This is a genomic window from Pseudochelatococcus sp. (assembly GCF_050946405.1).
GTDB lineage: Bacteria > Pseudomonadota > Alphaproteobacteria > Rhizobiales > Beijerinckiaceae > Pseudochelatococcus.
Window position 1 is genome coordinate 24,128 of sequence record NZ_JBMNUS010000018.1, and the last position, 11,019, is coordinate 35,146.

The following is an 11,019-nucleotide window of genomic DNA, read 5'->3' on the forward strand; positions in this document are numbered from 1 at the left end:
GCTCACTCCTCAATCGGCGAAGACGACGCGCCGCGCCTCGCGGTGCGCCTGTAGCCAGCCGATCACCTTGCCGCGGATGGCCGCGAGATAACGGTCGATCCGCGTCGGGTTGTGAATGATGTCCGCGCGGTAGAACGACGGGCACAGCACCGCCGCTTCCGACACCTCGCCGCAATTCCCGCAGCCCACGCAGGTATTGTCGATGGCGGCGACCGGGTCGTCCTTCAGCGGATCATCCGTATGCTTCACCGACAGCGACGGGCAGCCGGAAAGCCGGATGCAGGCGTGATCGCCGGTGCATACGTCCTCATCCACGCCGAAGCGCTCCCGCACCATGCGCCGGCCGTCCTTCACCGCCTTGGCGAACTGCGGCTTGACGCGCCGCTGCTTGTTGAGCATGCATTCCGACGACGCGACGATGATCTTGGGGCCGGGCTCCTTGCTGGTGAGGGCCTCGCGCAGGGTATCGCGCATCTTCGAGACGTCGTAGGTGCGGTCGATCTGGCGCACCCAGGCGGCGCCGACGCCCTTCACCGCATTGACGATGGAATTGTTCGTCTTGCGGCGCGGATTTTGCGCGCGCGACGAGAGGACGTCCTGCCCGCCGGTCGCCGCCGAATAGTAATTGTCCACGATGAGGATGACGCCGTCCTGCTTGTTGAACACGGCGTTGCCGACGCCGCTGGTCAGGCCGTTGTGCCAGAACCCGCCGTCGCCCATCACCGCGATCGAGCGTTTGCCCGCTTCCACGTTGAAGGCCGAGGCCGAGGCCGGACCGAGCCCGTAGCCCATGGTCGTCGAACCCAGGTTGAAGGGAGGCAGGATCGAGAACAGGTGACAGCCGATATCGGCGGAGATGTGGTGCTGACCGAGTTCCTTTTCGACGAGCTTCATGGCGGCGAAGATCGGACGTTCCGGGCAGCCGGTGCAGAACCCGGCCGGACGCGGCGGCACCACTTCGGCCAGCGCCTTCACGCGCTCGTCCGCAAGAACAGGGGACGGGTTCGGCACCGGCGGCCGGTTGCCGAGCAGTTGCGGGGCATGCGCCTCGAGAAAGGCCGAAAAGCCCTGCATCAGCACGGACGCCGTGTATTCGCCGCCCACGGGCAGCACATCCTTGCCCGACAGACGGGTCCGGATGTCACGCCGACGCAGGATGGTGTGCAGCGACTGCTCGACATATTCGGGCGCGCCTTCCTCCACCATCAGCACGGCCTTCTTGCCGATGCAGAAATCGGCGACTTCGTCATCCACCAGCGGGTAGGCGACGTTGAGGACGTAGAGCGGGATGACGGAATTGCCGTAGACGTCGGCAAGCCCGAGCTGTTGCAGGGTGCGCAGCACCGAATTGTACAGGCCGCCCAGCAGGATGATGCCGACGTCGCCGCGCGCGGGGCCGAAGTGCTCGTTGAGCTTGCGGCTCCTGACGAATTCGACCGCCGCCGGCCAGCGCCGCTCGATCTTCTCCTTCTCGTGCAGGAAGGAGGCCGGCGGCAGCACGATGCGGTCGAGATCCCGCGAGGGATTCTCCAGCGCCTGACGCAGCGTGAACTGCGGGCGCTTGTTGTCCTTGGCGACGAACTGGCCGTGCATGTGACAACTGCGGATGCCCACCTGCAACATCACCGGAGTGTTCGACACTTCCGACAGCTCGAAGCCGTCCTCCACCGCCTGCACGATGGAAGGCAGGTTGGGGCGGGGGTTGAGCAGCCACATCTGCGACTTCATCGCGAAGGCGTGGCTGCGCTCCTGCATGATGGAGGAGCCCTCGCCGTAGTCCTCGCCGATGATGACCAGCGCGCCGCCCGTCACCCCGCCCGACGCGAGGTTGGAAAGCGCGTCGGAGGCGACGTTGGTGCCGGCGGTCGATTTCCACGTCACCGCCCCGCGCACGGGATACATGACCGAGGCCGCCAGCATGGCCGCGGCGGTCGCCTCCGAAGCCGACGTCTCGAAATGGACGCCGAGATCTTCCATGACGTCCCTGGCATCCGCCAGCACATCCATCAGATGCGAGATCGGCGATCCCTGATAGCCGCCGACGTAACCGACACCCGATTGCAATAGCGCCTTGGTGATGGCGAGGATTCCCTCGCCCTTGAACACCTCGCCGGCGCTGAGTTTGAGGTCCTCCACCTCGCGCGCAAAAGAACGCTCAGCCATAGCCTCTTCCCCGTCTCCGATCATTGGATTTTATGATTTTATAAATCTGAAAAATCATATGATGTGCGGGAAATGCCTGTCAATCATATTTTTAACAACTATGATCTTCGAGTTCAAAGGCGTGCGCGGGCGTGCACGCGGAACATCCATCGAGAAAATTTCCATTTATATGCAGTATTTTGAGGCATTATCCGCCCGGTTTTCGCGCAGACAGCCCAAATCCGGGCCGGAGGCGGCGAGGCAAAAGCCTTCAATATGAGCATCTCTCATTTATATGATTCAGCATATATATGGAATTGTAAATATCGGCCGCCCGCCGCCTCCCCCGACGGCACGCAATCGACCGGCATGCGTTCAACCCGATTGGACGGCGTTCACCCGGCGTCGCCGGCACGCATCGTCGCGCGCAGGACGGACGCCTTGAGCGCCCCCAGTTGCAGCCACAAGGCGCTTTGCTCCGTGCTGTCGAGACCGCCGACAAGCTCCGCGATCCATTCGCTGTGCTCGGCCGCCATTTCGGCGAAGACGGCGCGCCCGTGCGGGGTGAGGCGGACGATGGCCGCGCGGCGGTCGGCCTCGCTGACCTGCCGCTCGACCAGCTTCTCCTGCACGAGCCGTTCGACGAGACCGGTCAGGTTGCCGTTGGAGACCATCATCCGCCGCGACAGCTCGCCGAGCAGCATGCCGTCCTGCGCGCGCTCAAGCTGGGCCATGAGGTCGAACCGCGGCAGCGTGGTGGCGAACCGTTCACGCAGGCGCGTCCGAATCTCCGCCTCGATCATGTTGGCGCACGTCAGCAGACGCAGCCAGAGCCGCAACTCCGTTCGGTGCTCATGCGGATTCTCATGCACCTTGAACTCGGCATCGATCGAAACGCTGCCGGCTTTTTCAATGGCTTCCACGACCCTATCCCGTCTCCTTATCGTCCGTTACTTCATACTTAAATTATCCTGAAAAAACAATGGCCGTCTCATCCGGCAACCCGAAGGGCGCCTGAAGACACGGATTCGACGCTTGACACGGCGCGTTTCGCATCATTATTTTAACATTAAAATAATTGGTTCGGACGGGAACCGTTTCCGAGGAGAGTCATCCCCATGCGCATCGTTTGTATAGGCGGAGGTCCGGCAGGACTGTACTTCGGGCTGCTGATGAAGAAGCTCCATCCCGAGCATCGGGTCACGGTCGTCGAGCGCAACAAGCCCTACGACACGTTCGGCTGGGGCGTCGTGTTCTCCGACGCCACCATGGAAGCCATGAACGCGTGGGATCCTGAAAGCGCCCGCGACATCCAGGACGCCTTCAACCATTGGGACGATATCGAGGTATTGTTCAAGGGCACCCGCCAGCGGACCTCCGGGCACGGCTTCGTCGGCATCGGCCGCAAGCGCCTGCTCAACATCCTGCAAAAGCGTTGCGAGGATCTGGGCGTCGAGCTGGTGTTCGAGACGAATGTCGAGAACGACCTCGACTATGCCGACGCCGATCTCATCATCGCCTCCGACGGCGTCAACTCCTTCATCCGCAACCGTTACGCGGACGTCTTCCAGCCCGATCTCGTCGTGCGGCCCAACCGCTATATCTGGCTCGGCACGAACAAGCTCTACGATGCCTTCACCTTCGATTTCCGCAAGACGGAGCACGGCTGGTTCCAGGCGCATATCTACAAGTTCGACGACCAGACCTCGACCTTCATCGTCGAGACCACCGAGGAAGCTTACGAGGCGCACGGCCTCGGCCGGCTCGACCAGCAGGGCTCGATCGACTTCTGCCAGACCTTGTTCGCGGAAGTGCTCGAAGGCGCGCCGCTGATGACCAACGCCCGCCACCTGCGCGGCTCCGCCTGGCTCAACTTCAACCGCCTCATCTGCGGCAAGTGGAGCCATTTCAACGGCCATTCCCATGTCGTGCTGATGGGCGACGCGGCGCATACGGCCCATTTCGCCATCGGCTCCGGCACCAAGCTCGCCATCGACGACGCCATCGAACTCACCCGCCAGTTCCGGAATCTCGGCCACGGCAAGGAGAACATTCCCGCCGTCCTCGAAGCCTACGAGGAAGTGCGGCGCGTCGACGTCGCCCGCATCCAGAACGCCGCCCGCAACGCCATGGAATGGTTCGAGGTCGTCGGCCGGCGCTATGCCGATACGCTGGAACCCGAGCAATTCATGTATTCCATGCTCACCCGCTCCCAGCGCATCAGCCACGAGAACCTGCGCCTGCGCGACAGGACGTGGCTCGAGGGCTACGAGCGCTGGTTCGCGCGGCGGACGGGCCTCGACGTGGCCGACGACGTCCGGGCGCTGCCGCCCATGTTCACGCCCTACACGGTGAGGGGCGTCACGTTGCCGAACCGCATCGTCGTCTCGCCCATGGCGATGTATTCGGCGAAGGACGGCCTCATCGACGACTTCCACCTCACCCATCTCGGCGCCCGCGCGCTCGGCGGCGCGGGACTCGTCTTCGCGGAGATGACCTGCGTGTCGCCGGACGCCCGCATCACCCCCGGCTGCCTCGGCTTGTGGAACGAGGAACAGGCCGCCGGCTGGCGGCGGCTCGTCGACTTCGTTCACGGCTGTAGCGCGGCGAAGGTCGGCATCCAGATCGGCCACGCGGGACGCAAGGGCGCGACCAAGCGGGCGTGGGACGGCATCGACCAGCCGCTCGACGGCGATCCCGCGACCGAGGAAGGCGGCTGGCCCCTGTTCTCCGCCTCCGCCCTGCCTTACCTGCCGCAAAGCCGGGTGCCGAAGGCGATGGACCGCGCCGACATGGACCGCGTGAAGGCCGATTTCGTGCGCGCCGCCGAACTTGCCGCCACCACCGGCGCCGACTGGCTGGAACTCCACGTCGCGCACGGCTACCTGCTGTCGAGCTTCCTGTCGCCGCTCACCAACCGGCGCGAGGACGAATACGGCGGCAGCCACGAGAACCGCGCCCGCTACCCGCTGGAGGTTTTTGCGGCTGTCCGCGCCGTCTGGCCCGCCGACAGGCCGATCTCCGTGCGCCTGTCGTGCCACGACTGGTTCGAGGGCGGCAACACGCCGGATGACGCGGCGATCTTCGCGCAGTTCTTCAGGCAAGCCGGCGCGGACCTCATCGACTGCTCGTCGGGACAGGTGGTCAAAGAGGAAAAGCCGGTCTACGGCCGCCTGTTCCAGACGCCGTTCTCGGACAAGATCCGCAACGAAATCCACATCCCGACCATCGCCGTCGGCGCGATCTCGGAAGCGGATCATGCGAACTCCATCATCGCCGCCGGCCGCGCGGACCTCTGCGCCGTGGCGCGCCCCCACCTCGCCGACGCGGCGTGGTCGCTGCACGAGGCGGCGAAGATCGGCGTCACGACCATCCCGTGGCCGCAGCAGTACCGCTCGGCCAAGTACCAGTACGAATCGAACCTCGCCCGTGCCGCCGGCACGTCGTCCTAGAGCGGTTTGCGTTCAAACCGATCCATCGAATTGAACGCAAGTTGCGGTAAAATATAGAATTTGGAGCGGCGTGACGATTCCACTTGAATGCACGCCGCTCTAGAGCGTTTTCAAGCAAAGCAGATATCGCTTTGCGTGAAGAAAACGATTCAAATCAATAAGATAGAGCATTTCGGCGTTTCGCTGAAACGCAAGAACGGTCCAAGTTTCTGATTTTGAGCGAATTCTTATCGATCAACCGATTCCGTTCGATCGGAACGCGCTCTTTGATCGGAACGCACTCCAGGAGGCGGTCATGTCGACAGCAGACAATCTCGCCGGCCGGCACACGCTCATCACCGGCGCGGGCGGCGGCATCGGAGCGGCTATCGCGCTCGCGCTCGCGGGCGACGGCGCGAACGTCACCCTCGCCGGGCGGCGCCGGGAGCCGCTGGACGCGGTCGCCGCGCAACTGCCGCCGGGCCGGGCCTTCATCGCGGACGGCGTCGACGTCACCGACGCCGATGCCGTCGCCGCGGGCCTCGCGCGGGCCAACGCCGCCTTCGGCCCGGTCTCGATCCTGATCAACAACGCGGGCGCGGCGCCGAGCGCGCCCTTCCACAGGACGACGCCGGAGCTGTGGCAGCAGACCATCGCCACGAACCTCACCGGCATCTATCTTGTGACGCAGGCCGTGCTGCCGCAACTGCGCGAATATGGCGAAGGCGCGCGCCTCATCAACATCGCCTCGACGGCGGGCCTTACCGGCTATGCCTACGTCTCCGCCTATGTGGCGGCGAAGCACGGGGTCGTGGGCCTCACGCGGTCGCTGGCGCTGGAGCTGGCGCGCACGGGCATCACGGTGAACGCGGTATGCCCCGGCTATACCGACACCGCGCTGGTGGGCCGCTCGCTCGACACCATTACCGAAAAATCCGGCCGCTCGCGCGAGGAGGCGCTGGCGGAATTCACGAAGTCGAACCCGCAAGGGCGTCTCGTTCAACCGCAAGAAGTGGCGGACACCGTGCGCTGGCTCGCAGGACCCGGCGCATCATCGATAACAGGACAGGCCATCGTGGTGGCCGGCGGAGAGGTAATGGCAGGATGAGCGACACGGCAACTTTCACGACGATGCGTTCGCATCTGCGCCCCTTCAGGGATTACGAGGCGCGCCACTTCCTCTGGGAAGCGAGCGAGGACGGGCGCGTCGCGACCCTCACCCTCAACCGCCCGGAGCGCAAGAACCCGCTGACCTTCGACAGCTACGCCGAGATGCGCGATCTTTTCCGCGATCTCGTCTACGCCTCGGACATCCGCGCCGTGGTGCTGAACGGCGCGGGCGGCAACTTCTCCTCGGGCGGTGACGTGTTCGAGATCATCGAGCCGCTGACCACCATGGCGATGCCGGATCTCATCGCCTTCACGCGCATGACGGGCGACCTCGTCAAGGCCATCCGCAAATGTCCGCAGCCGGTGATCGCGGCGGTGGACGGCGTATGCGCCGGCGCCGGCGCGATCCTCGCCATGGCGTCCGACCTGCGCTACGCCACGCCCGCGGCGAAGACGGCCTTCCTGTTCACCCGCGTCGGCCTCGCGGGCGCGGACATGGGCGCCTGCGGCATCCTGCCGCGCATCATCGGCCAGGGCCGGGCCTCGGAGTTGCTTTTCACCGGCCGCGCCCTGGGCGCCGGGGAAGGGCTTGCCTGGGGCTTCTACAACGCGCTGCATGAGCCCGACGCGCTGCTCGACGCGGCGACGAAGGTGGCGCGCCAGCTCGCCGACGGCCCGTGGTTCGCCCACGGCATCACCAAGAACCAGCTCAACCAGGAATGGGCCATGGGCCTCGACGAGATGATCGAGGCGGAGGCGCAGGCACAGGCCATCTGCATGGCGACGAAGGATTTTCGTCGTGCGTTCGAGGCGTTTGCGGCGAAGCGGAAGCCGGCTTTCGAGGGGAACTGACATGGCAGCCCCCTCAGCCCTCCTCGGCCCGACGCGCGAGCATCTCGCGTGGCCGTTCTTCGACGACGCGCATCGCGCCTTCACGGAAAGGCTCGACGCCTTCGCCGCGTCGGGCGTTCTCCACGATGTCGATCATGCCGATACGGACGCCGCCTGCCGCACGCTGGTGCGGCTGCTCGGCGAGGCGGGGCTGCTCGCCGCCGCGACAGGCGACGCCGGCCGGACGGCCATCGACTCGCGCACCATCTGCCTCGCCCGCGAGACGCTCGCCTGGCACGACGGCCTCGCCGACTTCGCCTTCGCCATGCAGGGCCTCGGCACCGGCGCCATCAACCTCGCCGCCGAGGACGACCTGAAGCAGGCCGTGCTGCCGCGCGTGACCTCGGGCGAATGGCTCGCCGCCTTCGCGCTCTCCGAAGCGGAGGCGGGGTCGGATGTCGCGGCCATGCAATGCGCGGCGCGGCGCGAGGGCGATCACTTCATCCTCGACGGCGAGAAGACGTGGATCTCGAACGGCGGCATCGCCGACGTCTACACCCTGTTCGCCCGCACCGGCGAGCAGCCGGGCACGCGCGGCATCTCGGCCTTCGTGGTGTTCCCGGACGATCCGGGCTTTTCCATCAAGGAACGCATCGACGTCATCGCCCCGCATCCGCTGGCCACCCTGCGTTTCGACAATTGCCGCATTCCGGCATCGCGCCTTCTCGGCGCGCCGGGAGAGGGCTTCAAGATCGCCATGCGCACGCTCGACATCTTCCGCGCTTCCGTCGCGGGCGCCGCGCTCGGCTTCGCGCGCAGGGCGCTCGATGAATCGCTGGCGCACGTCAAATCGCGAAAGATGTTCGGCGCGACGCTCGCGGACCTGCAACTGACGCAGGCCGCGCTCGGCGACATGGCGACGGGCATCGATGCCGCCGCGCTGCTGACCTACCGCGCCGCGTGGCGGCGGGACGTCGAGCAAAAACCCACCACGCGCGAGGCCGCCATGGCCAAGATGACGGCGACCGAAAACGCCCAGGCGATCATCGACCGCGCCGTCCAGCTCTTCGGAGGTCGCGGCGTCAGGAGCGGCGAAATCGCGGAAAAACTCTACCGCGAGATCCGGGCGCTACGCATCTACGAAGGCGCGACCGAAGTGCAGAAGCTGATCATCGCGCGCGAGCTGCTCAAGGCCGTGTAGACGACAGGAGCCGACATGTTCGAGACATCGCGCCCCCTGCGCTTCGGCCAGTGCGACCCGGCCGGCATCGCCTATTTTCCGTCCTATATCGACATGCTCGTCGGCGTGACGGAAGATTTCTTCGCCCATATCGGCGCCCCCTGGACGGTGCTCATTCCCGAGCGCCGCATCGGCGTGCCGACCGTGCGGCTCGACGCGACCTTCGTGAAGCCAGCCTTCCACGGCGACCGGCTCGATTTCACCTTGCGCGTCACGGGGGTCGGCCGCAGCTCGCTCGATTTCGCCCACCGGGTTTCGGTCGGCGGCGATACGGTCTGGACGGCCTGCCAGCGCCTTGTCGCGACCTCGCTGGAAACGCACCGGCCGATCGCCTGGCCCGACGATATCCGTACCAACCTTTACCACCATCTGGAGATCAACGATGCACAAGGTCCTGCAACCTGAGGGCTGGGCGAAGCCCATCGGCTACGCCAACGGCGTGGAGGCGCGCGGCCGCACCGTCTTCGTGGGCGGGCAGATCGGCTGGAACGCGCAGCAGCAGTTCGAGACCGACGACTTCGCCGGGCAGGTGCGGCAGACGCTCGCAAACGTCGTCGCGATCCTCGCGGAAGCGGGCGCCGGCCCGCAGCACCTCACCTCCATGACGTGGTACTTCACCGACAGGGTTGAGTACAACGACAACCTCAAGGGCATCGGCCAAGCCTACCGGGAGATCATCGGCAAGCATTTCCCCGCCATCGCCGCCGTTCAGGTGGTCGCGCTGGTCGAGGAACGCGCCAAGATCGAGATTCAGGCCATCGCCGTCATCCCGGACGCATGATTGCGAGGCCGCCGCCGGCCATGGCCGGCGGCGGCCTCGACGAACAACGACAGACCGAGGAACGCCGGGTTCGACGAAGGGCATGTCATAAAACCAGAGGGGAACTCCGTTATGAAAAATGACCGGAAACTGCTGTTGTCCGCCGCGCTGCTCATCCCGCTGTTCTGCGGCAGCGCCCATGCGGAAATCGTCGTCGGTTTCATCACGGGCCTGAGCGGGCCCGTCTCGACCATCGGCATCCCGAATGCGAAGGGCGTGCAGGCGGGGCTTCACTATCAGGGCGAGATCGACGGCGAGAAAATCCGCGTCATCCAGCTCGACGATTCCTCGGATCCCACCATCGCCACCCGCAACGTGCGCAAGCTCGTCGAGCAAGATCAGGTCGATTTCCTGATCGGCACCTCCGGCGCCCCGCAGACGGTCGCCATGGCCGTCACCGCCGTCGAGTTGCAGGTTCCGATGATCGCCATTTCGCCGATTTCCCCGGTGGCGCCCGGCGAAGGCGGTCCGTGGGTGGCGCAGGTGCCGCAACCCACCGAGCTGCTGGTGCAAGGCATCGTCGATCACATGAAGGCGAACGAGGTCGGGACGGTCGCCTTCATCGGCTTCAGCGATGCGTTCGGCGATCTGATGTACGGATCGCTCGTCAAGGCGGCCGAAACCGCCGGCATCAGGGTCGTCAGCAATGAACGCTACGGACGCGCCGACACCTCCGTGACGGCGCAGGTGCTGCGCGCCCTGTCCTCCCGCCCGGACGCGGTCATGATCGGCGGCACCGGCACGTCTGGCGCGCTGCCGGTGCTGGCCCTGAAGGACAGGGGCTACAAGGGCACCGTGTACGGCAATCACGGTCTGATCAGCGCGGATTTCCTGCGCATCGCCGGAACCGCGGCGAACGGGATCATCTGCCCCACCGGCCCCGTAACGGCGGCGGAACAACTGCCGGAATCGAATCCGATCCGCGCCGTGGCGCTGGCCTACAGGGCGGCATACGAGAAAGCGAACGGCGGCCCGCCGTCCGACGGCTTTTCGGCCTACGGCTTCGACGGCTGGATCGCCTTCGTCGACGCGGCGAAGCGGGCGAAGGCTTCCGGCGCCGAGCCGCGCACGCCGGCGTTCCGCAAAGCGCTGCGCGAGGCCATCTTCAGCACGCGGGAATTCGTGGGCACGCAGGGCATCTACAACTTCAAGCCCGACAATCGCGACTGGGTCGATGAACGCGCCCGCGTGCTGATCCGCATCGAGGACGGGAAGTGGAAGCTTCTTCCGCCCCTGTGACACACGGGCCGGCGCGCCCCGCCCACCCCGGCGACAACAACCGGCATCCGTGAGGTTTCCATGCCCGTCTCCATAACCTTCGAAGATCGCATCGCGGTGGTTACGATCGACCACCCTCCTGTCAACGTGACTTCGCAGGCTGTCCGCGCGGGCCTTGCCGCTGCGCTTGACGCCGCGGAAGCCGCGGGCGTCGGGCGCGTCATCCT

General features: G+C 65.7%; 9 protein-coding genes. 7 read left to right on the forward strand and 2 right to left on the reverse strand.

The window, feature by feature from the left end:
* Positions 1–9: 9 nt before the first annotated feature.
* Together ACOYJQ_RS18275 and ACOYJQ_RS18280 are read right to left on the reverse strand one after the other, a co-directional pair.
* Complete coding sequence (locus ACOYJQ_RS18275; RefSeq protein WP_433460482.1) at positions 10–2,163, reverse strand: thiamine pyrophosphate-dependent enzyme; 2,154 nt, start codon at positions 2,161–2,163, stop codon at positions 10–12.
* 374 nt (positions 2,164–2,537) lie between these two features.
* A complete protein-coding gene (locus tag ACOYJQ_RS18280; RefSeq protein ID WP_433460484.1) occupies positions 2,538–3,065 on the reverse strand; it encodes a MarR family winged helix-turn-helix transcriptional regulator in 528 nt (175 codons plus the stop codon).
* A 195-nt stretch (positions 3,066–3,260) separates the two neighbouring features.
* Between ACOYJQ_RS18280 and ACOYJQ_RS18285 the strand changes: the two genes are divergently transcribed.
* The 7 genes from ACOYJQ_RS18285 (at position 3,261) to ACOYJQ_RS18315 (ending at position 10,813) form a co-directional block, all read left to right on the forward strand.
* Entirely contained in the window at positions 3,261–5,594 is a 2,334-nt protein-coding gene (locus ACOYJQ_RS18285; RefSeq protein ID WP_433460485.1) for a bifunctional salicylyl-CoA 5-hydroxylase/oxidoreductase, read from the forward strand.
* A gap of 295 nt (positions 5,595–5,889) precedes the next feature.
* Positions 5,890–6,681 (forward strand): SDR family NAD(P)-dependent oxidoreductase, encoded by a 792-nt coding sequence (locus tag ACOYJQ_RS18290; RefSeq protein WP_433460486.1) that lies wholly within the window; start codon positions 5,890–5,892, stop codon positions 6,679–6,681.
* Positions 6,678–7,535, forward strand: coding sequence for an enoyl-CoA hydratase family protein (locus tag ACOYJQ_RS18295; RefSeq protein WP_433460487.1), 858 nt, complete (start codon positions 6,678–6,680; stop codon positions 7,533–7,535). Before ACOYJQ_RS18290 ends, ACOYJQ_RS18295 begins: the two co-directional genes overlap by 4 nt.
* 1 nt (position 7,536) lies before the next feature.
* Complete coding sequence (locus tag ACOYJQ_RS18300; RefSeq protein WP_433460488.1) at positions 7,537–8,715, forward strand: acyl-CoA dehydrogenase family protein; 1,179 nt, start codon at positions 7,537–7,539, stop codon at positions 8,713–8,715.
* 15 nt (positions 8,716–8,730) lie between these two features.
* Positions 8,731–9,159 carry an acyl-CoA thioesterase gene (locus ACOYJQ_RS18305; RefSeq protein ID WP_433460490.1) on the forward strand — a complete coding sequence of 143 codons (429 nt, stop codon included), beginning with the start codon at positions 8,731–8,733 and terminating at the stop codon, positions 9,157–9,159.
* Positions 9,137–9,535, forward strand: coding sequence for a RidA family protein (locus tag ACOYJQ_RS18310; protein WP_433460492.1), 399 nt, complete (start codon positions 9,137–9,139; stop codon positions 9,533–9,535). Before ACOYJQ_RS18305 ends, ACOYJQ_RS18310 begins: the two co-directional genes overlap by 23 nt.
* 111 nt (positions 9,536–9,646) lie before the next feature.
* Entirely contained in the window at positions 9,647–10,813 is a 1,167-nt protein-coding gene (locus ACOYJQ_RS18315; protein WP_433460493.1) for an ABC transporter substrate-binding protein, read from the forward strand.
* Positions 10,814–11,019 lie beyond the last annotated feature (206 nt).

What these genes read in the sequence shown, in the direction of transcription:
- ACOYJQ_RS18310 (WP_433460492.1), top strand. Translation starts at nt 9,137, where the DNA reads ATGCACAAGGTCCTGCAACCTGAGGGCTGGGCGAAGCCCATCGGCTAC.
- ACOYJQ_RS18300 (WP_433460488.1), top strand. Translation starts at nt 7,537, where the DNA reads ATGGCAGCCCCCTCAGCCCTCCTCGGCCCGACGCGCGAGCATCTCGCG.
- ACOYJQ_RS18285 (WP_433460485.1), top strand. Translation starts at nt 3,261, where the DNA reads ATGCGCATCGTTTGTATAGGCGGAGGTCCGGCAGGACTGTACTTCGGG.
- ACOYJQ_RS18275 (WP_433460482.1), bottom strand. Translation starts at nt 2,163, where the DNA reads ATGGCTGAGCGTTCTTTTGCGCGCGAGGTGGAGGACCTCAAACTCAGC.
- ACOYJQ_RS18315 (WP_433460493.1), top strand. Translation starts at nt 9,647, where the DNA reads ATGAAAAATGACCGGAAACTGCTGTTGTCCGCCGCGCTGCTCATCCCG.
- ACOYJQ_RS18290 (WP_433460486.1), top strand. Translation starts at nt 5,890, where the DNA reads ATGTCGACAGCAGACAATCTCGCCGGCCGGCACACGCTCATCACCGGC.
- ACOYJQ_RS18305 (WP_433460490.1), top strand. Translation starts at nt 8,731, where the DNA reads ATGTTCGAGACATCGCGCCCCCTGCGCTTCGGCCAGTGCGACCCGGCC.
- ACOYJQ_RS18295 (WP_433460487.1), top strand. Translation starts at nt 6,678, where the DNA reads ATGAGCGACACGGCAACTTTCACGACGATGCGTTCGCATCTGCGCCCC.